Origin of the sequence: Pantoea vagans (assembly GCF_001506165.1) — a bacterium.
Taxonomy (GTDB): domain Bacteria; phylum Pseudomonadota; class Gammaproteobacteria; order Enterobacterales; family Enterobacteriaceae; genus Pantoea; species Pantoea vagans_C.
Genome location: NZ_CP011427.1, coordinates 2,165,132 through 2,186,428, shown reverse-complemented (window position 1 = coordinate 2,186,428; position 21,297 = coordinate 2,165,132). Strand labels below are relative to the sequence as shown.

Below are 21,297 nucleotides of genomic sequence, written 5' to 3'. Positions count from 1 at the left end.
TCAATCCTTGCGATGGCCGTAAACGCGCGGCTGGGTGTAGTAATCAATCAGCGGTACGCAGATGTTGGCCAGCAGTACGGCAAACGCCACGCCATCGGGATAACCACCAAAGCTGCGAATCAGCCACACGAGTAAACCAATCAGTGCGCCATACACCAGACGACCACGATTGGTGGTTGATGCCGTGACCGGATCGGTGGCGATGAAAAACGCGCCCAACATGGTGGCACCGGAGAACAGATGAATCAGCGGTGAGTTAAGCGATTCAGGCGAGAACAGCCAACCGAGGGTGGCACAACAAGCCAGTGAGACCAGGAAGCTAACCGGGATGTGCCAGCGAATCGCATTCTTCGCCAGCAGCAACATGCCGCCCAGAAGATAGCCGAGGTTAATCCACTGCCAGCCCAGACCCGCCAGCACGCCGGTGTAAATTGGCTCAGCCAGCAGTTGCTCTGCGGTGTGTCCCGCACGTAGACCGGTTTTGAACGTATCCAGCGGTGTAGCCTGGCTCACGCCATCGACGCCTAGTTGTAGCTGTTGCATGGTTTCCCCCGCCAGTGTGTGGTGGGTAAAAATCATACTGAGCGAGTCTAACAAGCCAGGCTTGATGGCTTGTAGCGTGTCAGGTGGCATCCAACTGGTCATCTGTACCGGGAACGAGATCAGCAACACCACATAGCCAACCATCGCCGGGTTGAACGGGTTCTGCCCCAAACCGCCGTAAAGTTGTTTCGCGATCACGATGGCGAAGACGGTACCCAGCACCACCAGCCACCAAGGGGCCAGCGGCGGCAAGCTAATGCCGAGCAGCAGTGCAGTCAGTAACGCGGAATTATCGCTCAGCGTTGGCACGACCGGCGCTTTACGCAGGCGCAGAATGGTACCTTCGGTGATCCACGCGGTGGCTGTGGCCAGTAACACCTGAATCAGAAAACCAATGCCAAAGAAATACCATTGCGCGGCCATCCCTGGCAGCGCAGCCAGCACCACCAACAGCATGATATTGCCAGTGCTGCGGCGGTTATGGGTATAAGGGGAACTTGCGATACGAAAAGCCATTTATTCCTCAGTCGTCGAAGGCTGCTGCTGCGCTTTACGCGCTTTGGCACGGGCGACCGCGGCAGCAATTGCCGCTTTGCGTGGGTCGGCGGAGTCAGGAGAGGCAGCAGCCTCCACTTCAGGGGATGATTCAGATTGCACTTCGGCCTGCTGTGCGGCTGCGGCTTTCTTGGCTTTCGCACGCGCAATCGCCGCTTCGACGGCGGCTTTACGCGGATCGACCTCAGCAGCAGGTACATCAGCCGGTTGTTCAGCGGCGGCGGCTTTCTTGGCTTTCGCACGTGCAATGGCCGCTTCGACAGCGGCTTTACGCGGATCGATGTCAGCAGCAGGTGCATCAGCCGGTTGTTCAGCGGCGGCAGCCGCTTTCTTGGCTTTCGCACGCGCAATCGCTGCTTCGACGGCGGCTTTACGCGGATCGACTTCAGCAGCAGGTGCCTCATCGGGTTGTTCAGCAGCAGCAGCCTTCTTGGCTTTCGCACGCGCAATCGCCGCTTCGACAGCGGCTTTGCGCGGATCGACATCAGCAGCAGGTGCTTCTACCGGTTGTTCAGCGGCGGCAGCCGCTTTCTTGGCTTTCGCACGCGCAATCGCCGCTTCGACAGCGGCTTTACGTGGATCGGCTTCAGCAGGAGGTGCCTCAGCCGGTTGTTCAGCGGCAGCTGCCTTCTTGGCTTTCGCACGTGCAATCGCCGCTTCGATAGCGGCTTTACGCGGATCGATGTCAGCAGCAGGTGCATCAGCCGGTTGTTCAGCGGCGGCAGCCGCTTTCTTGGCTTTCGCACGTGCAATGGCCGCTTCGTCAGCGGCTTTACGCGGATCACCTTCAGCAGCAGGTGCCTCAGCAGGTTGCTCCGGCGCAGACGCCTTTTTAGCTTTAGCGCGTGCAATCGCCGCTTCCACCGCGGCTTTACGCGGGTCGCCTGACTGGTGGCTCAGTGCCTGAGTTTCAGCCTGTTTTTCTGCTTGCTGAGCCAGTGCCTGCGCATGACGTGCTTCGCGCTCGGCAGCCTCCTGCTCTGGGGTTTTGGCCTGACGCGCTTTCACACGTTCCACTGCCGCATCGAGTTCACCCTGGTCAGTGCGGGCAACGCGCTGTTTGGCTTGCTCATGACGGGCTTCGCGTGCCAGTTTTTCACGCTCTAAACGCGCCTGACGGGCTTCAAAACGGGCTTTGGCTTCGGCAGTGCGTTTCGCCTCCAGATCAATGGCACGCAGTTCGGCCTTCTCCTGGCGATAATATTGCACTAATGGAATATTGCTCGGGCAGACATACGCGCAGGCACCGCACTCGATGCAGTCATCAATATTATGCGCGCGTGCTTTATCGTGATCGCCGCCCTGGCTATACCAGAACAGCTGCTGCGGTAACAATTTGGCTGGGCACGCATCGGCACACGCGCTGCAACGAATACAGGACTGCTCTTCTTCGTTATTGCCCATCTCACTGGCAGAGGGGGCCAGAATACAGTTCGAAATCTTCACCAACGGAACATTCAGCGATGGTAAGGTAAAGCCCATTAACGGGCCGCCCATTATTACCATCTGGCGCGCGCTGGGAGTGAAACCGACATGATGCAGCAGATGGCTGACGGGCGTGCCTAAACGACCCCAGACGTTACGCGGCTGAGCAATCGCTTCACCGGTCAGCGTCACAACGCGCTCGGTGATCGGCTCGCCATCGACAATGGCGCGTTTGACCGCCCAGGCGGTACCGACGTTTTGCATCAGCACGCCGATATCCGTGGAGCGCCCGCCGTGTGGCACTTCCCGTCCGGTAAGAATCTGCGTCAACTGCTTGGCACCGCCAGAAGGATATTTGGTTGGGATCACGCGCAGTTGCAATTCGCGATCGCCACCCAACGCCTGCTTCAGTGCAGCAATGGCTTCAGGTTTATTATCTTCTATGCCAATTAACACCCGCTCTGCCTGTAAAACCCAGGCGAGAATACGACAACCTTCCAGCACTTCCGCTGCGCAATCCTGCATTAAGCGGTCATCCGCGGTGATGTAGGGTTCGCACTCGGCTGCGTTGATAATCAGCGTCTTTACACCACGCAGACCACCACGCAATTTAGTCGCCGTAGGGAAACCCGCGCCGCCTAAACCCGCGATACCCGCATCATGGATGCGCTTCACCACCTCTTCACGCGGCAGGGCGCGGAAGTCAGGTTGCGGATCGAGCGTAGTCCAGCGATCTTCGCCATCGGCGCGCAGGAAGATACACAGTTCCGAAAGACCCGAAGGGTGCGCGGTCATATGGGGCGCAATAGCTTCGATGGTGCCGGAGGTGGGAGCATGCACCGGCAGCATCCGTCCACCGCCGAAGGTCAGCGGCTGGCCACGCAGCACGTGCTCGCCAGGAGAGACACAAATCTCGCCTTCATGGCCAATGTGCTGCTTGAGTGGAATGATAAATTGTTCAGGCAGCGGCAGCTGACTCAGCGGCGTACCGTTTGACTGCGTCTTCATTTCCGGCGGATGAATACCGCCCTGAAAATCCCACAGTTTCTCTTTGCGGAACAGGTTTAACAAATTAAGCATGAGTTTCTACCGGAATCACCCGTACAGGAATGGTGTCGAGATTCCACTTCCAGTTGGCCGTGGTAGTGGCAACCGGACGCATCTCAATGCAGTCGGTCGGGCAGGGGGCAACGCACAGATCGCATCCGGTGCAAACGTCGCTCAACACGGTGTGCATGGCGCGCGTGGCGCCGACAATCGCATCAACCGGGCAAGCCTGAATACATTTGGTACAGCCGATGCAGTTGGCTTCATCAATCCACGCCACGGTGCGGATCGGCTCCTGCACCTCTTCGCCACCATCCAGCGGTTGCGGTTCGACGTTGAGCAGCGCAGCCAGTTTAAGCATGGTTTGCTCGCCGCCTGGCGCACACTTGTTGATGGCTTCACCGTTGTTGCCGACGGCGTCTGCATACGGACGACAGCCCGGATAACCGCACTGGCCACACTGGCTTTGCGGCAGAATACTGTCGATCTGTTCTACGATCGGATCTTCTTCCACTTCAAATCGACGCGAGGCATAGCCAAGCAGGGCACCGAATACCAGGCCCAACGCAGCTAATGCCACAATAGCAATCCAAATCGCGGTCATTAGAATTTCACCAGACCGGTAAAGCCCATAAAGGCCAAGGCCATCAAGCCTGCGGTGATCAGCGCAATAGAGTTGCCTTTGAATGGCGCGGGCACGTTGGCCAGCACCAGACGTTCACGCATACCGGCGAACAGCACCATCACCAGCGAGAAGCCCAGTGAGGCGCTAAAGCCATAGATCGCCGCCTGCAGGAAGGTATGGTTGAGATTAACGCTCAACAATGGCACGCCTAATACCGCGCAGTTGGTGGTGATCAGTGGCAGGAAGATGCCCAGCAAGCGGTACAGTGACGGGCTGGTTTTGCGCACCACCATTTCGGTGAACTGAACGACAACCGCGATCACCAGGATATAGGCCAGGGTGCGCAGGTAAACCAGGTCAAGCGGGACCAGGATCAGGTGGTTCACCAGCCAGGCGCAGATCGCCGCCAGGGTGATCACGAAAGTGGTGGCAAGTCCCATGCCAATGGCCGTTTCCAGTTTTTTTGACACGCCCATAAACGGGCATAGGCCGAGAAATTTGACCAACACGAAGTTGTTCACCAGCACGGTGCCAATAAAGAGAAGTAAGTAATCGGTCATTTTTTAACCTGGGAAGCCGAAAGGCGACTATTATCCGGAATTGAGAGGTGCATCTCAACCTCTACACAAAAAGTGCGGCAGTTGAGAGCACTCAGAATTAAATTCCTGACGAAACTCGCACCATTATGGCTGGATAAACGTCTGTTTCACGCGCTGTGAGCGCTTGAGATAGGGAACAAACACCGCGGCGGCCAGCAACGACAGCAGCAGGGTCTGAATCGCTTTGCCATCGGGCACTGGAGTAAAGGCAAAGGTTTTGAGTGCTAACAACACCGTCAGCAGCAGCCAGAGAATGTAATGACGCGGTAAGCGGCGCGAACGTTTACAAAAAATCCAGCACACCCAAATACTGTAAACCCACACCAGCCCAGCCGTGAGCAGGGAAATCGACCATTGGGTCAATAGCAGACCACCGTGAGAAAACAGGGTTTCACGTAATTCGGTGTTGAACAGCGGGCTGAGATACATCGCCACCACCAGGGCACTGGTCAACATGGTCATTATCAGCCAAGCCAGCGGCAGTAATAGCCAACCAGCGATGCGCGGCGGGTTCACCGGTTCGGTCATCTTGCAGATCCTGTAACGAATAAGAGAAGGCGTATTATGTCCAAACGGGGCACGCCCGACATGGACAACGCAATAGTGCAGAAAAAGGCAGGAAAATCCAATTACATTACATAGCGCCAGACAGATTTTGGCACGCAGCCTAAATCGAAGAGGCGACCGCCGGAAACAAGTTCAGCACGGCGATGGTCGGCGGCACGATACATATTGATGATGTCATTATCATCGGTCAGCGAATAATTGAGATGGTCATAGAGCTTTTCCAGACTATCGAGATTATTCACTTTACGGAATTTCAGCAGGTAATCGAGCGCAGTCATGATTGCCATTTAAAAAAATAAAGTACTGGGAAGTGCCCAAGTATAGGGAGCACACGGCCAGAGTCCATATGTCAGCGTTAAAAAAATTCAAAAATCAGACAAGGCGAGCTAATTTGTTTATCAAAAGGCATTTTTTCTCCCTTTCTTGTTTTTTTACGCCCATTTCTTACTGTATCTAAGGCAAATTGCCCCTTGATATTCGGGGGGGCGTGAAAAAATCTCACACCCTCAAAATCTCGTCTCTCTCTGCCTGTTTTAGTCCGTTAAATGGCTTATTTCTTTATCAGGCTACGCATAATTAGCTGATTTATTACCAGTTGGTTTGCAAGTTAATGCACGGCTCTTGAAACCACCGATCACATAGTGTGCGAATAGTCACAATTCTGATCATTGCTCACGTCTACAGCGCATAACCATTCTTTACGTAGCAGCTGTAATCGCTTCCAGTTGTTGTGCACATAACCGATTCTGTTTATTACCTTTATTTAACAGCAGTTGAAATAAATCACAGGTGAAATGTCCATAAAGCTGGTACGACTTCTGACGGGGCTAATTCCGTAACTCCTTTAATTCATTCTAATTTGTGAGGCATGTCGCGCTTGTTTATTTCCTTTTGCGCCAGGCTTAATCCGCGTTTTGTACCCCTACAGCACACTCCCTTCAGAGGAATGAAATTATGTGGAAACGTTTACTCTTGACCGCCATGGTGAGTTCAGCACTCAGCGCATCTGTACTGGCTGCAGATATGACGGTGGGCTTCTCACAGGTTGGCTCGGAATCTGGATGGCGATCAGCAGAAACCAACGTGGCGAAAAGTGAAGCGCAAAAGCGCGGTATCACTTTGAAAATCGCCGATGGTCAACAGAAGCAGGAAAACCAAATCAAAGCGGTGCGTTCATTCATTGCACAGGGCGTTGATGCGATCTTTATCGCGCCGGTGGTGCAAACGGGCTGGGAACCGGTATTGGAAGAAGCGAAAGACGCGAAGATTCCGGTGTTCCTGTTAGACCGCGCCATCGTGGTGAAAGACAAGTCACTTTATATGGCCGTGGTGACGGCGGATAACGTGCTGGAAGGCAAGTTGATTGGTGACTGGCTGGTTAAAACGGTGGGTGATAAGCAGTGTAACGTGGTTGAGTTGCAGGGCACGGTGGGTGCCAGCGTCGCGATCGATCGTAAGAAAGGCTTTGCGGAGGCCATCGCGGGCCACAATAACATTAAGGTGATCCGCTCTCAGTCTGGCGACTTTACCCGCAGTAAGGGTAAAGAAGTCATGGAGAGCTTCATCAAGGCGGAGAACAACGGCAAGAACATTTGCATGGTTTACGCCCACAACGATGACATGGCAATCGGCGCGATTCAGGCGATCAAAGAAGCTGGCCTGAAACCCGGCAAGGATATCCTGACCGGTTCAATCGATGGCGTGCCAGATATCTACAAAGCGATGCTGGCAGGAGAAGCCAATGCCAACGTTGAATTGACGCCAAATATGGCCGGTCCGGCCTTTGACGCGCTGGAGAAATTCAAGAAAGACGGCACCTTGCCGCCAAAAATCATCAAGACCGAATCGAAACTGTATCTGCCAGATTCTGCGCAGGCCCAGCTCGATACCAAAAAAGGCATGGGTTACTGATCCCCGCAGCCGCCCTTCGGGGCGGTTTTTCATGACGTAAGGCGAGGTAGAACCTGATGAGCACCTCCGATGAATCCGCACTCCTGACGCTGCAAGGCATCAGCAAAGGTTTTCCCGGTGTTAAAGCGCTGGATAATGTTTCGTTCAGTATTCGCAAAGGCGAGATCATGGCGCTGCTGGGTGAAAACGGTGCGGGAAAATCCACACTGATTAAAGTATTGACCGGTGTTTACACCCGTGATGCTGGCACCATTACACTGAATGGCAAAACCATTTCCCCGCACAACACGGCCGAAGCTCAGCAGATGGGCATTGGCACCGTGTATCAAGAAGTGAACCTGCTGCCGAACATGTCGGTGGCAGACAATCTCTATATTGGCCGTGAGCCACGCCGATTCGGCATGATTGATCGCAAGCGAATGGTGCGCGATGCCGATGCACTGATGCGTAATTACGGCTTTGCACTGGATGTGACACGTCCGCTGGGGCATTACTCGGTGGCGATGCAGCAAATTATTGCGATTTGTCGCGCGGTGGATCTGTCGGCACAGGTGTTGATTCTCGATGAACCTACCGCCAGCCTCGATGCCAGTGAAGTGGAGATGCTTTTTACTCTGATGGCGCAGTTAAGAGCCAAAGGGATGAGCCTGATTTTTGTTACGCACTTTTTAGACCAGGTGTATCGCATTACCGACCGTATCACGGTGCTGCGCAATGGTCAGTTTATCGCGACGCGCGAGACGGCATCGCTGCCGCAAATTGATCTGATCAAACTGATGCTGGGCCGCGAACTGCTGGAAACCGCATTGCAGCGACAGGGCAGTACTCTGCGCAGCAATCAACCGGTGGTGGAATTTGAAGATTACGGCAAGAAGGGCACCATCGAGCCGTTTAACTTGCAGGTTCGACCGGGTGAAGTGGTCGGTTTGGCCGGATTACTCGGTTCGGGTCGAACTGAAACCGCTGAAGTGCTGTTCGGTATTCGTCGTGCCGATCGCGGTACGGCAAAAATCAAAGGGAAAGTGCAGCACATTCGCACCCCGGCGAAAGCTTCGCATCTTGGCATGGGCTTTTGCCCGGAAGATCGCAAAACCGACGGCATTATCGGTGCGGCCAGCGTGCGCGAGAATATCATTCTGGCGTTGCAGGCTCAGCGCGGCTGGCTGCGACCGATCAAGCGCCGTGAACAACAGGCGATAGCCGAACGTTTTATTAAAAGTCTCGGTATCCGCACGCCGCACCCCGATCAGCCGGTAGAGCTGCTGTCGGGGGGGAATCAGCAGAAGGTGTTGCTGTCACGCTGGCTGGTGACCAAGCCACAATTTTTGATCCTCGACGAACCTACACGCGGTATCGATGTGGGAGCGCACGCCGAGATTATTCGCTTAATTGAATCCCTGTGCGCCGATGGACTGGCGCTGTTAGTTATTTCCTCTGAACTGGAAGAACTGGTGGGCTACGCCGATCGTGTGTTGATCATGCGCGATCTGAAGCAAGTGGCCGAAATCCCGCTGGAGCAGCTGTCGGTGGCGTCGATCGTTAACGCCATCGCTGACGGAGGAGCACAACATGCTTGAATCGCCTATGACACAGCCTAAACCCGAACGGCGTAAGCCGAAGTTGCCGCCTGGCATGCCACAGATTGCCGCACTGATTTTGGTGCTGCTGGTGGATAGCCTGGTGGCGAACAATTTTTTTGCCATCCATGTGCAGGAGGGCCGTTTATTCGGTAGTCCGATCGATATCCTCAATCGCGCGGCACCGGTTGCGCTTTTGGCCATTGGTATGACGTTGGTGATCGCGACTGGCGGCATCGATTTGTCAGTCGGCGCGGTGATGGCGATTGCCGGCGCAACCGCCGCCACGCTGACCGTAGCAGGACACAGCCTGGGCTTTATTATCCTTGCTACGCTGGGTACTGGGCTGGCCTGCGGTTTGTGGAATGGGGTTTTGGTGGCGCTGCTGAAGATTCAACCCTTTGTCGCCACGTTGATTTTGATGGTGGCGGGGCGTGGTATAGCGCAGCTGATTACCCAAGGGCAAATTGTGACCTTTAACAGTGATAGCCTGGGCTGGTTTGGTAGCGGTTCGCTGTGGCTGATGCCGGTACCGGTATGGATTACCTTGCTGGTGGCATTGCTGGTGTGGTTGCTGACGCGCAAAACCGCACTTGGCCTGTTTATTGAAGCGGTGGGGATTAACTTACGCGCTGCGCGCAATGCAGGGGTGACCGGCTGGCTGGTGGTGATGTCAACCTATGCGATTAGCGGCGTGTGTGCCGCCGTGGCGGGATTGATTGTGGCGGCAGATATTCGCGGTGCGGATGCCAATAACGCTGGTCTGTGGCTGGAGCTGGATGCCATTCTGGCCGTGGTGATTGGCGGCGCATCGCTGATGGGTGGGCGCTTTAATCTGGTGTTGTCGTTGATTGGTGCGTTGATTATTCAGTCGATGAATACCGGTATTTTGCTGTCAGGTTTCCCGCCTGAATTGAATCAGGTGGTGAAAGCCGTGGTGGTGATGTGCGTGCTGTTGCTGCAATCACCGCGCTTTATCGCGATGCTGAAAGGGAGACGTCCAAAATGATCAAACGCCATCTGCCTTTGATGATTACGCTGCTGGTGTTTGTCGCCGGTTATTTGTTTTGTCTGAGTCAGTTTCCTGGCTTTGCCTCGACGCGCGTGATTTGCAATATCCTGACCGATAATGCGTTTTTGGGCATTATCGCAGTGGGGATGACCTTTGTGATTTTGTCCGGCGGGATTGATTTGTCAGTGGGTGCCGTTATCGCCTTTAGCGGGGTGTTTCTGGCGCGGATTATTGGCGATTACCATGTCGATCCGGTTCTGGCGTTCGCCATTGTGTTAGCGATGGGCGCACTGTTTGGCGCCATGATGGGGTGGCTGATTGATGCCCTGAAGATCCCGGCTTTTATTATTACCCTGGCCGGGATGTTTTTCCTGCGCGGCTGTAGTTATCTGGTGTCGGAGAACTCGATTCCTATCGATCATCCGCTGTATACCACGTTGTCGAGTCTGGCGTGGAAGATACCCGGCGGTGGAAGGCTGAGTCTGTTGGCGGTGATTATGCTGGTGGTCGTGGTGGGGGGAATTATCCTCGCGCATCGCACCCGTTTTGGTAATCAGGTTTATGCCATCGGCGGTAATTTGACGTCCGCACAGTTGATGGGAGTGTCCACCCGAGCGACCACCATTAAGATTTATATGCTTTCGACGACACTGGCGACTTTAGCGGGGATTGTGTTTTCAATTTATACCTCCGCAGGTTATGCGCTGGCGGGTTTGGGCGTGGAGTTGGATGCGATTGCCTCAGTGGTGATCGGCGGTACGCTTCTTTCGGGCGGTGTCGGTACGGTGCTCGGCACGCTGTTTGGGGTGTTGATTCAGGGGTTGATTCAGACCTGGATTAACTTCGACGGGACGCTGAGTTCGTGGTGGACGAAGATTGCCATCGGTATTCTGCTGTTTGCCTTTATCGCGTTGCAGCGTTTGCTGACCGTGATGTGGGATCGCCAGAAGAATGCACCGGTTAAACGCCTGACGTCGTGAGTGTATGGCCTCGTAGGGTGTGCATTTATGCGCACTTGTTGCTGGGTTTGGCTGGGGTGCTATGGGTCTCGTGCCCGGCCCCATAAAGGCCAGCCCGATCGCAAAGGAATCACGCATCCATGCAGATCGGCCGCCGCATCCCGGCGGCGGACGCTTTGCTCTTCGGGCTGGCCTTTACGGGGCTTTAAGCATGGTTATTGCTGTAGTCCGCGATGGCATCAGTATTCTCTCCAACTTTGGTGGCGCAATTAATTGCGCATCTGCCGCGCTTGCTGTGGGTATCGTGCATCGCCCCATAAAGGCCAGCCCGATCGCAAAGGAATCACGCATCCATGCAGATCGGCCGCCGCATCCCGGCGGCGGACGCTTTGCTCTTCGGGCTGGCCTTCACGGGGCTTTGAGTATGGTCATTGCTGTATTCCGCGATGGCATCAGTATTCTCTCCAACTTTGGTGGCGCAATTTATTGCGCATCGGCCGCGCTTGCTGTGGGTATCGTGCACGGCCCCATAAAGGCCAGCCCGATCGCAAAGGAATCTCGCATCCATGCAGATCGGCCGCCGCATCCCGGCGGCGGACGCTTTGCTCTTCGGGCTGGCCTTCACGGGGCTTTGAGTATGGTCATTGCTGTATTCCGCGATGGCATCAGTATTCTCTCCAACTTTGGTGGCGCAATTTATTGCGCATCGGCCGCGCTTGCTGTGGGTATCGTGCACGGCCCCATAAAGGCCAGCCCGATCGCAAAGGAATCTCGCATCCATGCAGATCGGCCGCCGCATCCCGGCGGCGGACGCTTTGCTCTTCGGGATGGCCTTTACGGGGCTTTAAGCATGGTTATTGCTGTGGCCCGAGATCGTGTTGACGTTCCTGGCAGGTTTTTATGACTTAGCAAAACGCACGAGATTTTCAGTAAGGAAACAAAGGCGGGCAGTGGAGTAAAGCGTCCGCCGCAGGGATGCGGCGGTCGAGGCTACAGGGATGTATTCACGCCGACTTTACGCAACGCCCGCCTTTGTTGACTGACCAGCACGGTTTAACCAATAAAAAGCCGCGAATCTTTCGCGGCTTCATTTATCAAATCACCGTATCACCGTATCACCGTATCACCGTGCCAGTCGGTAATACGCCTCGTTCCAGCGCAGTGCGTCTTTAAACGCGGGCAAACGTGTCTCTTCATCGATCACTAGCACTTCAATGCCGTTCAGCTCGCCGTACAGGTACATATCGTCCAGATCTAAGGCCTGACTAAACACCGTATGATGGGCACCGCCCGCCAAAATCCAGGCTTCAGACGCGGTCGCCAGCGAGGGTTGTGCACGCCACAGCGCGCGGGCAACCGGCAATTTCGGCAGCGGTTTTGGCTGTTCAATGGCATCGACTACATTCACCAGCAGACGGAAGCGATCCCCCATATCGATCACGCTGGCATTCACCGCACGACCTGCTGGCGTTGAAAAGATCATGCGCGCGGGGTCAGCTTTGCCGCCGATGCCAAGGAACTGCACATCTATTAGCGGTTTGGTCTCTTTGGCAATCGATGGACACACTTCCAGCATATGCGAACCTAACACCAGATCGTTGCCCGGTGAGAAGTGGTAGGTGTAATCCTCCATAAACGAAGTACCACCGGCACGGTCCCCGGCCTGGACTTTCAGGATGTGCAGCAGTGCAGCCGTTTTCCAGTCACCTTCACCTGCAAAACCATAACCTTGCCCCATCAGGCGCTGTACCGCTAAACCGGGCAACTGTGTCATGCCATGCAAAGTCTGGAAGTTGGTGGTGAACGCTTTACAGCCCTCTGCATCGAGGAAACGTTTCAGGCCCAGTTCGATGCGCGCGGCATCCAATACGTTCTGCCGCTTATCGCCATTAACTGATGCGGCTTCGCTGAACAGATACTGACTCTCATATTCGTCAATCAGCGCGCTCACTTCCCCCTCGCTCACGCTGTTCACCACCTCGACCAGATCGCCGACACCCCAGCCATTGACCGAATAGCCGAACTGAATCTGTGCGGCGACTTTATCGCCTTCGGTAACGGCCACTTCACGCATATTGTCGCCGAAGCGCGCCACTTTCAGCTGCTGGCTCGCCTGCCTGGCCAGTGCGGCATTGATCCAGCGCGCGATGCGTTGCTGGCTGGTTTTATCCTGCCAGTGGCCGGTCACCACGCTGTGCTGTAAGCCCATGCGGGCGCCAATAAAGCCAAACTCACGGCCGCCGTGAGCGGTTTGGTTGAGGTTCATAAAATCCATATCCATGCTGTCCCACGGAATCTCCGCGTTGAACTGGGTATGGAATTGCAGCAGCGGTTTATTCAGGATGCTCAGGCCGCCAATCCACATCTTGGCGGGAGAGAAAGTATGCAACCAGGTAATGATACCGGCGCATTGATTATCGTGATTGGCTTCGCGGCACAGCGCGAGCGCTTCATCTGGAGATTTCACCAACGGTTTCAACACCAGCGGCACCGGTAAATTACCTGCCTGATTCAGGCCGTCCATTACCTGGCGGGCGTGCTGCTCCACCTGGCGCAAGGTTTCCGCTCCGTAGAGGTGCTGAGTACCAATCACAAACCAAACGTTCTGTTCCATTTACTGCTCCTTACTTGGCGGATGCGGCGTACTGCGGTTCAGCAGCCTGGCACCAGTTTTGATAACGTTGATAAAGTTGCTGATAGCCCGCTACGCGCAGGCTGTTGGGCTGCAATGTCACGGCAATAGGGCTGGCCATGACCTGCTGGGCAGCAGGCACATCGGCATGCACTCCGGCAGCCACGGCGGCAAAAATGGCCGCACCTAAGGCGCAGCACTCATCGGAGGCGACAATATCCAAGGGTCGGTTCATCACATCGCAGCACGCCTGCATGATGGCGGGAGATTTACGCGCAATACCGCCAAGCGTCAGGATGCTCTCCACCGGGATCTGCTGCTGTTCGAAACACTCCATGATGGCGCGTGCGCCAAAGGCGGTGGCGGCGACCAGGCCGCCAAACAGTGCGGGGGCATCGGTGCCCAGATTCAGGTCAGTGATCACCCCTTTCAAACGCTGATTGGCATCCGGCGTGCGGCGACCATTGAACCAGTCAAGGATCACCGGCAGATGGTCTAACTGCGGGTCGGCGGCCCAGGCTTCGGTCAATGAGCGGATTAAATCCTGTTGCATTGCGGCTAGCTGAGGTTGTAATTCGGGATGACGCGCCACGGCCTGCTGCAATGGCCAGCCGAGCAGGCGACTAAACCAGGCGTATATATCGCCAAATGCGGACTGGCCCGCCTCACAGCCGATAGCACCCGGCATCACGCTGCCGTCTACCTGGCCGCAAATACCTTTAATCGCGCGGTCACCGACTTTTTCGCTATCAGCTATCAGGATGTCGCAGGTGGAAGTGCCAATCACCTTCACCAAGGTATAAGGCTGTGCGCCCGCGCCTACCGCTCCCATGTGGCAATCAAATGCGCCGCCAGACAGGATCACCTGTTGCGATAATCCCAAACGCTGCGACCACTCAGCAGAGAGCGTGCCGACCGGCACATCGGCGGTATAGGTATCGGTAAACAGCGGAGAATCGAGTTGCTCAACCAGCAGTGGATCGAGGGCGCGGAAAAAATCGGCGGGTGGTAAGCCACCCCATTCAGGATGCCAAAGCGATTTGTGACCGGCGGCGCAGCGTCCACGACGTAGCTGTGCTGGTGCCGTGTTACCGCTCAGCAAAGCGGGCACCCAGTCGCACAGTTCCACCCAAGACACTGCCGCGTCACGCACTGCAGCATCGCTGCGCGACACGTGCAGAATCTTGGCCCAGAACCACTCCGATGAGTACACGCCGCCAATGTAGCGGGTGTAATCAGTGAAATGACCGTTACGGCACAGCTGGTTAATCTCTTCCGCTTCTTCGATAGCGGTGTGATCTTTCCACAATACGAACATGGCATTCGGGTTGGTGGCGAATTCCGGTCTTAACGCCAGAACCTGGCCCTCACGATCAATCGGTGCGGGGGTGGAACCCGTGGAATCCACGCCGATGCCGACCACAGCTGCACGCTGTTGCGGTGATAACGCTTGCACTACCGCGACTACCGCCTGTTCTAACGCATCAATATAGTCTTGTGGATGATGGCGAAAGCGATTGGCGTGCGCATCGCAGAAATCACCCTTCGCCCAGCGTGGATAGTTCACCACGGCTTTTTCCAGCTCTTTACCACTGTGGCACTCCACGGCGAGGGCACGCACCGAGTCACTGCCAAAATCCAGCCCAATTGTTATGGCGCCAGCACCCATTGGGATTCTCCTGTGTGAGTTATCTGGCTCTATCCTGGAATGCGGCTGTTTAAGCGGTTAGTCATCGCTGGCTGAGAACATGCACTTTTCTGCTATCGACGAGGATGTGTGATCGGCAGCAAAAGTTAATGACTGGTTAATTTCGCTGAATATATGGAGGATTTTGTCATCGTTTTGGGATGTGATACCGCTCTACATTTTTCCTTTCCATTCCCGCTACAACTAGCCCAGCGTTTGCACAGCCTTTGTACAAACCTTGAGCTAACGCGCTGATTTTGCGCTGTACCCGAACGTGAAATCTGATTGGTAGCGTTTACACCGATTCGTTATTAACAGCGATAAAACACCATTGTGCCGGAGAGCATCATGCATAAATTCACTAAAGCGCTGGCGGCGGTAGGTCTCGCCGCGGTTATGTCACAATCCGCTATCGCCGAGACCATGAAACTCGGTTTCCTCGTTAAACAACCGGAGGAACCTTGGTTCCAGACTGAATGGAAATTCGCCGACAAAGCGGGCAAAGATCTCGGCTTTGAGGTCATCAAAATCGCGGTACCGGATGGCGAAAAAACGCTGAATGCCATCGATAGCCTGGCGGCGAGCGGTGCCAAAGGTTTCGTGATCTGCACGCCCGATCCCAAGTTAGGCTCCGCCATTGCCGCCAAAGCGCGTGGTTATGGCCTGAAAGTCATCGCGGTAGATGACCAGTTCGTCACTGCTAAAGGCAAGCCAATGGATACCGTGCCGCTGGTGATGATGGCCGCGACCAAGATTGGCGAGCGTCAGGGGCAGGAGCTGTATAAAGAGATGCAAAAACGCGGTTGGGATGTGAAAGAGACCGGCGTGATGGCGATCACTGCAAACGAACTGGATACCGCGCGTCGTCGTACTGGCGGCTCGATGGATGCGTTGAAAGCAGCCGGCTTCCCGGAAAAACAGATCTATCAGGTACCCACCAAATCGAATGATATTCCTGGCGCCTTTGATGCCGGTAACTCGCTGTTGGTGCAGCATCCAGAAGTCAAACACTGGCTGATTGTCGGCATGAATGACAACACCGTGTTGGGCGGCGTGCGTGCGACTGAGGGGCAAGGCTTTAAAGCTCCTGACGTGATTGGCATTGGTATCAACGGCGTGGATGCGGTCAGTGAACTGTCAAAAGGCGCACCCACCGGATTCTACGGATCGCTGCTGCCTAGCCCGGATGTGCACGGTTATAAGAGCAGCCAGATGCTCTACAACTGGGTGACCAAAGGTGAAGAGCCACCGAAATTTACCGAAGTCACAGACGTAGTGCTGATCACCCGCGACAACTTTAAAACTGAGTTGGCGAAGAAAGGGCTGATGTAATTGATGGAGGTCGCCATTAATGGCGACCCTACGAATGGCAAATGATGAACGCGATATGTGAACCGATTGAGGTCGCTGTTAAAGGCGAGCTTACGAATGACGAACGCGATATGTGTAGGGTGCGCATTCATGCGCACCTGAGATCCAGCATGATTCAGGAGTTTCCATGAATAGCACTGATTCCGCTTTTCTCTCTTTTCATGGCATTTGCAAAACCTTTCCCGGCGTGAAAGCGCTGCAGGACATCTCATTCCAGTGCCGCGCCGGGGAAGTGCACGCGCTGATGGGCGAAAACGGTGCCGGGAAATCGACGCTGTTAAAGATTTTGAGCGGCAGCTATCAGCCCACAGAGGGTGAAATCCGTATTAAAGGGGAGGTGAAAACCTTCAACAACACCGTTGAGGCGTTGGATGCGGGCGTGGCGATTATTTACCAGGAACTGCATCTGGTGCCGGAAATGAGCGTCGCGGAGAATATCTATCTCGGCCAACTGCCGCACAAACGTGGCTTGGTTAATCGTAAGCTGCTGCGCTACGAGGCCGATTTACAGCTTAAGAACCTCGGCATGGATATCGATCCGGATATGCCTTTGAAATATCTGTCGTTGGGGCAGTGGCAGATGGTAGAGATTGCGAAAGCGCTGGCCCGTAACGCGCGCATTATCGCGTTTGATGAGCCGACCAGTTCGCTCTCGGCTCGTGAAATTGAGCATCTGTTCCGTGTGATCCGACAACTGCGCGACCAAGGCCGCACGGTGCTGTACGTATCTCACCGTATGGAGGAGATCTTTGCCCTGAGCGATGCCATTACGGTGTTCAAAGATGGCCGCTATGTGCGCACTTTTACCGACATGAAAAATACCGATCACGATGATTTGGTGCAGGCCATGGTCGGGCGCAATCTCGGCGATATCTACGGCTACGCACCCCGCGCGCTCGGCAAGGTACGCCTGCAGCTGGAAAACGTCGAAGCGAAGGGCGTGCGTATGCCGATTTCCCTCCAGGTAAGAGCCGGTGAAATTGTCGGTTTGTTTGGGCTGGTCGGTGCCGGACGCAGCGAATTGATGAAAGGGCTGTTTGGCGCCACCAAATTGCGTGGCGGTACGGTGACGCTGGATGGCAAACAGCTCAACATTCGCCAGCCGATTGATGCCATTCGCGCCGGGATCATGTTGTGCCCGGAAGATCGTAAGACCGAAGGCATCATTCCGGTGCACTCGGTGCGAGACAACATCAACATCAGCGCGCGTCGCCACAATCTCACCGCCGGTTGTCTGATTAATGCCAGTTGGGAAGCGAAAAACGCCGATATCCACATCCGATCGCTCAACATCAAAACCCCCGGCCCGCAACAGCTGATCATGAATCTCTCCGGTGGCAACCAGCAGAAGGCGATCCTGGGCCGCTGGTTGTCGGAAGAGATGAACGTGATCCTGCTGGATGAGCCGACGCGCGGTATTGATGTCGGCGCTAAACACGAAATCTACAACCTGATTTATCAGCTGGCCAATAAAGGGATCGCGGTGCTGTTTGCCTCCAGCGATCTGCCCGAAGTGATGGGATTAGCGGACCGCATCATTGTGATGCGCGAAGGGGAAATTGCCGGTGAACTCACACACGATGCGGCCACGGAACAGCTGACGCTGAGCCTGGCGATGCCGAAAACCACTCAAGCGGCCGCCGTGGCCTGATGTAAAGGAGAGCAATAATGGCTTCATCTACCACTTCCAACACGCCACCCGCGCAGCGCCATGGCCTGCAACTGGGGCGGATTTGGGACAACTTCGGCATGCTGGTGGTATTCGCGCTGCTGTTTATCGTCTGCGCCATCTTTGTGCCGAATTTTGGTTCACTGATCAACATGAAAGGGCTGGGGCTGGCAATGTCGATGTCGGGCATGGTGGCGTGCGGGATGCTGTTCTGCCTCGCTTCCGGCGATTTCGACTTGTCTGTCGCCTCCGTGATCGCCTGCGCTGGCGTGGTCACCGCTGTCGTGATCAACATGACGGAAAGCCTGTGGATCGGTGTGGCAGCGGGTTTGCTGCTGGGCATGGCCACCGGGTTTATCAACGGTTTTGTGATTGCCCGGCTGAAGATCAATGCGTTGATCACCACCCTGGCGACCATGCAGATTGTGCGCGGCCTGGCGTACATCTTCTCGGATGGTAAAGCGGTGGGTATTGAAGATGAACGTTTCTTCACCCTCGGCTACGCCAACTGGTTGGGTGTGCCGGCCCCCATTTGGCTCACTATTGCGACCATGATTGTCTTCGGATTCCTGCTCAACAAAACCACCTTTGGCCGCAATACGCTGGCGATCGGCGGCAATGAGGAGGCGGCGAGACTGGCAGGGGTGCCGGTGGTGCGCACGCGCATCATCATCTTCATTTTGTCAGGTCTGGTGTCGGCAGCCGCGGGTATTATTCTGGCATCACGTATGACCAGCGGCCAGCCGATGACATCGCTGGGCTATGAGTTGATTGTGATCTCTGCGTGTGTGCTCGGCGGAGTATCACTGAAAGGCGGCATCGGCAAAATTTCCTATGTGGTGGCCGGGGTACTGATTTTAGGCACGGTTGAGAATGCGATGAATTTATTGAATATCTCGCCGTTCTCACAGTATGTGGTGCGCGGTTTGATACTGTTAGCGGCGGTGATTTTTGACCGCTACAAACAGAAAAATAAAGCGATCTAATGCTGGATTCTGTAGCGGCGGCCTCCAGGCCGCCCGCAAATTACGTTTCAGTGAGGGCACTATGTACCATCGTGAACCGCCAAATGAGCAGCAGAACCCCTTATTACCGGGCTACCCGTTCAACGCCTGGCTGGTGGCGGGGCTGACGCCAATTAATGCCAACGATCAGTTGGATTTCTTTATTGACCGCCCTCTGGGTATGAAGGGCTACATCCTGAATCTGACCATCAAAGGTCAGGGGCGGGTATTTGATGGTGAATCGGCTTTTGATTGTGAGCCGGGTGACCTGCTGCTGTTCCAGCCAAAAACGCCACACTACTATGGCCGTTCCCCGGACAGCCCTTGTTGGTTCCATCGCTGGGTCTATTTCCGCCCACGCGCTTACTGGACCGACTGGCTGCAGTGGCAGGATGAGAGCCAGGGCGTAGGGCGTTTGCGCCTGTCTGAGGCGCAGCGTGCTGAATTCGATCGCCTGTTTGCCAGTATCGAGCAAACGCACAATTCGGGGCGTCGCTTTGCGGAAGAACTGGCAATGAATCTGCTCGAACGGTTGCTGCTGCGTGCCGTGGAAGAGGACCCACGGAGCCATCAGCAAATCCGCGATCCGCGCGTGATTGAGGCCTGCCAGTACGTCACCAATCATCTGGCGAGTGAAGTCAAAATTGAGGAAGTGGCACGGCATGTCTGTTTATCGCCTTCGCGGCTGGCGCATCTGTTCCGTGAGCAAATGGGCATCAACTTGCTGCGCTGGCGCGAGGATCAGCGCGTTATCCGCGCCAAGTTGCTGCTGCAAACTACCCAGGAACCGATTGCCTCGGTCGGTCGTGAAGTGGGTTATGACGACCAACTCTATTTCTCTCGCGTGTTCCGCAAACGGGTGGGTGTCAGCCCCAGTGATTTCCGTCGGCGTAGCCAGGATGCACACGATGCTTTAGTGGCTCAGGAGAGCTGGCAATCGGCACGGAGTGCGATCTCCTGAGTTTTCAGGTGATTCCACCTTGTTCTTACTGACTGATTCGTCTTAAATCAGTCTGGTAACGAACAAGAGGAATGAGAATGAGCGATAAATTACGTGTCGGCCTGATGGGCTACGGCTTTGCCAGTAAAACCTTCCATGCACCTTTGATCGCCGGAACGCCGGGTGTTGAACTGGCCGCGATCTCCAGCAGCGATGCCAGCAAAGTGCACGCTGACTGGCCATCGGTGCAGGTGGTGGCGGATCCGCAAGCGTTGCTGGATGACCCGACACTGCAACTGATTGTAATTCCTACCCCGAACGATACCCACTTCCCGCTGGCAAAAGCAGCGCTCAATGCCGGTAAGCATGTGGTTGTCGATAAACCGTTTACCGTGACGTTGTCACAAGCGCGTGAACTGGACGCGTTAGCCAAAGCCAAAGGGCTGCTGCTGTCGGTATTCCACAACCGTCGTTGGGACAGCGATTTCCTGACGCTGAAAACCTTACTGGCGGACGGTACGCTGGGCGACGTGCGTTATCTGGAATCCCATTTTGACCGTTTCCGTCCTGAAGTGCGTCAGCGCTGGCGTGAGATGAAAGGGCCGGGCAGCGGTATCTGGTTTGATCTGGGGCCGCATGTGCTGGACCAGGCGCTGCAGCTGTTTGGTCCACCGGTGGCGATCAATGTGGATATGGCCGAGCTGCGCCCAGGCGCACAAACCACCGACTACTTCCATGCGGTACTGACCTATCCTACCCGCCGCGTGGTGCTGCACGCCAGCATGTTGGTGGCGGCTGAGTCAGCGCGTTTCGTGGTGCACGGCACGCGTGGGAGCTACGTGAAATATGGCCTGGACCCGCAGGAAGATCGTCTGAAAGCGGGCGAACGTCCACCGCGTGAGGACTGGGGCTACGACATGCGCAACGGCACACTGACACTGGCGGAAGGCGATGTGATGGTGGAAAAAGAGCTGTTAACGCTGCCGGGCAACTATCCAGCCTACTATGCAGGCATTCGTGATGCGATTGCCGGCACCGGAGCAAACCCGGTCGAGGCTGAAGAGGCAATTCAGGTGATGGAGCTGATCGAACTGGGTCTGCAGTCTGCCGAGAAGCGCCAGACGATGTCGCTGAAGTAACAGGATAACCTGATACAGGCTGTGCGTTGATTGAA

The 21,297-nt window shown here is 55.4% G+C and carries 18 protein-coding genes; 10 read left to right on the top strand and 8 right to left on the bottom strand.

Translation table 11 applies throughout. From position 1 onward, the window contains the following. From rsxD to ydgT, 6 genes are all read right to left on the bottom strand, one after another. Positions 1 to 1,059 (bottom strand): electron transport complex subunit RsxD, encoded by a 1,059-nt coding sequence (gene rsxD, locus LK04_RS10130; RefSeq protein ID WP_039336866.1) that lies wholly within the window; start codon positions 1,057 to 1,059, stop codon positions 1 to 3. Continuing rightward, entirely contained in the window at positions 1,060 to 3,603 is a 2,544-nt protein-coding gene (gene rsxC / locus LK04_RS10125; protein WP_059109793.1) for an electron transport complex subunit RsxC, read from the bottom strand. Further along, positions 3,596 to 4,174: an electron transport complex subunit RsxB gene (rsxB, locus tag LK04_RS10120; protein ID WP_039331013.1), complete on the bottom strand. Its 579-nt coding sequence runs from the start codon at positions 4,172 to 4,174 to the stop codon at positions 3,596 to 3,598. Before rsxB ends, rsxC begins: the two co-directional genes overlap by 8 nt. Further along, positions 4,174 to 4,755 (bottom strand): electron transport complex subunit RsxA, encoded by a 582-nt coding sequence (gene rsxA / locus LK04_RS10115; protein WP_039331012.1) that lies wholly within the window; start codon positions 4,753 to 4,755, stop codon positions 4,174 to 4,176. The genes rsxB and rsxA overlap by 1 nt, the downstream gene beginning before the upstream one ends. A gap of 123 nt (positions 4,756 to 4,878) precedes the next feature. Beyond that, entirely contained in the window at positions 4,879 to 5,322 is a 444-nt protein-coding gene (locus LK04_RS10110) for a DUF2569 domain-containing protein (protein ID WP_039331010.1), read from the bottom strand. Between the two features lie 101 nt (positions 5,323 to 5,423). After that, positions 5,424 to 5,639, bottom strand: coding sequence for a transcription modulator YdgT (gene ydgT, locus LK04_RS10105; RefSeq protein WP_039331009.1), 216 nt, complete (start codon positions 5,637 to 5,639; stop codon positions 5,424 to 5,426). Between the two features lie 676 nt (positions 5,640 to 6,315). Between ydgT and ytfQ the strand changes: the two genes are divergently transcribed. The 5 genes from ytfQ (at position 6,316) to LK04_RS10080 (ending at position 11,724) form a co-directional block, all read left to right on the top strand. Then, positions 6,316 to 7,272, top strand: coding sequence for a galactofuranose ABC transporter, galactofuranose-binding protein YtfQ (gene ytfQ / locus LK04_RS10100; protein WP_039331008.1), 957 nt, complete (start codon positions 6,316 to 6,318; stop codon positions 7,270 to 7,272). A 56-nt stretch (positions 7,273 to 7,328) separates the two neighbouring features. Further along, entirely contained in the window at positions 7,329 to 8,849 is a 1,521-nt protein-coding gene (locus LK04_RS10095; protein WP_039331007.1) for a sugar ABC transporter ATP-binding protein, read from the top strand. Beyond that, positions 8,842 to 9,858: a galactofuranose ABC transporter, ATP-binding protein YtfT gene (ytfT, locus tag LK04_RS10090; RefSeq protein ID WP_039331006.1), complete on the top strand. Its 1,017-nt coding sequence runs from the start codon at positions 8,842 to 8,844 to the stop codon at positions 9,856 to 9,858. The genes LK04_RS10095 and ytfT overlap by 8 nt, the downstream gene beginning before the upstream one ends. Then, a complete protein-coding gene (gene yjfF / locus LK04_RS10085) occupies positions 9,855 to 10,841 on the top strand; it encodes a galactofuranose ABC transporter, permease protein YjfF (protein ID WP_039331005.1) in 987 nt (328 codons plus the stop codon). Before ytfT ends, yjfF begins: the two co-directional genes overlap by 4 nt. A gap of 61 nt (positions 10,842 to 10,902) precedes the next feature. Then, a complete protein-coding gene (locus LK04_RS10080) occupies positions 10,903 to 11,724 on the top strand; it encodes a hypothetical protein (protein WP_059109792.1) in 822 nt (273 codons plus the stop codon). A gap of 219 nt (positions 11,725 to 11,943) precedes the next feature. Here LK04_RS10080 and araA read toward each other — a convergent pair whose 3' ends face one another. Then, complete coding sequence (gene araA, locus LK04_RS10075) at positions 11,944 to 13,434, bottom strand: L-arabinose isomerase (protein WP_039331003.1); 1,491 nt, start codon at positions 13,432 to 13,434, stop codon at positions 11,944 to 11,946. A 10-nt stretch (positions 13,435 to 13,444) separates the two neighbouring features. After that, positions 13,445 to 15,121: a ribulokinase gene (locus LK04_RS10070; protein ID WP_039331002.1), complete on the bottom strand. Its 1,677-nt coding sequence runs from the start codon at positions 15,119 to 15,121 to the stop codon at positions 13,445 to 13,447. A gap of 366 nt (positions 15,122 to 15,487) precedes the next feature. Here LK04_RS10070 and LK04_RS10065 point away from each other — a divergent pair, with 366 nt between their 5' ends. The 5 genes from LK04_RS10065 to LK04_RS10045 all read left to right on the top strand — a co-directional run bounded on the left by LK04_RS10065 (position 15,488) and on the right by LK04_RS10045 (position 21,262). Beyond that, on the top strand, positions 15,488 to 16,471 hold the full coding sequence (locus LK04_RS10065; protein ID WP_039331001.1) for an arabinose ABC transporter substrate-binding protein: 984 nt from the start codon (positions 15,488 to 15,490) through the stop codon (positions 16,469 to 16,471). Positions 16,472 to 16,637: 166 nt separating this feature from the next. Continuing rightward, entirely contained in the window at positions 16,638 to 18,161 is a 1,524-nt protein-coding gene (gene araG, locus LK04_RS10060; protein WP_039331000.1) for an L-arabinose ABC transporter ATP-binding protein AraG, read from the top strand. Between the two features lie 17 nt (positions 18,162 to 18,178). Further along, positions 18,179 to 19,165 carry an L-arabinose ABC transporter permease AraH gene (araH, locus tag LK04_RS10055; RefSeq protein ID WP_039330999.1) on the top strand — a complete coding sequence of 329 codons (987 nt, stop codon included), beginning with the start codon at positions 18,179 to 18,181 and terminating at the stop codon, positions 19,163 to 19,165. 61 nt (positions 19,166 to 19,226) lie between these two features. Further along, positions 19,227 to 20,144: an arabinose operon transcriptional regulator AraC gene (gene araC / locus LK04_RS10050; RefSeq protein ID WP_039330998.1), complete on the top strand. Its 918-nt coding sequence runs from the start codon at positions 19,227 to 19,229 to the stop codon at positions 20,142 to 20,144. A 77-nt stretch (positions 20,145 to 20,221) separates the two neighbouring features. Further along, positions 20,222 to 21,262 (top strand): oxidoreductase, encoded by a 1,041-nt coding sequence (locus tag LK04_RS10045; RefSeq protein ID WP_039330997.1) that lies wholly within the window; start codon positions 20,222 to 20,224, stop codon positions 21,260 to 21,262. The last annotated feature ends 35 nt before the right edge of the window (positions 21,263 to 21,297 follow it).

Coding starts and splice junctions, on each gene's coding strand:
- rsxA (WP_039331012.1), bottom strand. CDS start 4,755: ATGACCGATTACTTACTTCTCTTTATTGGCACCGTGCTGGTGAACAAC.
- araA (WP_039331003.1), bottom strand. CDS start 13,434: ATGGAACAGAACGTTTGGTTTGTGATTGGTACTCAGCACCTCTACGGA.
- ytfT (WP_039331006.1), top strand. CDS start 8,842: ATGCTTGAATCGCCTATGACACAGCCTAAACCCGAACGGCGTAAGCCG.
- ytfQ (WP_039331008.1), top strand. CDS start 6,316: ATGTGGAAACGTTTACTCTTGACCGCCATGGTGAGTTCAGCACTCAGC.
- LK04_RS10065 (WP_039331001.1), top strand. CDS start 15,488: ATGCATAAATTCACTAAAGCGCTGGCGGCGGTAGGTCTCGCCGCGGTT.
- LK04_RS10080 (WP_059109792.1), top strand. CDS start 10,903: ATGGGTCTCGTGCCCGGCCCCATAAAGGCCAGCCCGATCGCAAAGGAA.
- rsxD (WP_039336866.1), bottom strand. CDS start 1,059: ATGGCTTTTCGTATCGCAAGTTCCCCTTATACCCATAACCGCCGCAGC.
- LK04_RS10095 (WP_039331007.1), top strand. CDS start 7,329: ATGAGCACCTCCGATGAATCCGCACTCCTGACGCTGCAAGGCATCAGC.
- araC (WP_039330998.1), top strand. CDS start 19,227: ATGTACCATCGTGAACCGCCAAATGAGCAGCAGAACCCCTTATTACCG.
- araG (WP_039331000.1), top strand. CDS start 16,638: ATGAATAGCACTGATTCCGCTTTTCTCTCTTTTCATGGCATTTGCAAA.
- LK04_RS10070 (WP_039331002.1), bottom strand. CDS start 15,121: ATGGGTGCTGGCGCCATAACAATTGGGCTGGATTTTGGCAGTGACTCG.
- araH (WP_039330999.1), top strand. CDS start 18,179: ATGGCTTCATCTACCACTTCCAACACGCCACCCGCGCAGCGCCATGGC.
- ydgT (WP_039331009.1), bottom strand. CDS start 5,639: ATGACTGCGCTCGATTACCTGCTGAAATTCCGTAAAGTGAATAATCTC.
- yjfF (WP_039331005.1), top strand. CDS start 9,855: ATGATCAAACGCCATCTGCCTTTGATGATTACGCTGCTGGTGTTTGTC.
- LK04_RS10110 (WP_039331010.1), bottom strand. CDS start 5,322: ATGACCGAACCGGTGAACCCGCCGCGCATCGCTGGTTGGCTATTACTG.
- rsxC (WP_059109793.1), bottom strand. CDS start 3,603: ATGCTTAATTTGTTAAACCTGTTCCGCAAAGAGAAACTGTGGGATTTT.
- LK04_RS10045 (WP_039330997.1), top strand. CDS start 20,222: ATGAGCGATAAATTACGTGTCGGCCTGATGGGCTACGGCTTTGCCAGT.
- rsxB (WP_039331013.1), bottom strand. CDS start 4,174: ATGACCGCGATTTGGATTGCTATTGTGGCATTAGCTGCGTTGGGCCTG.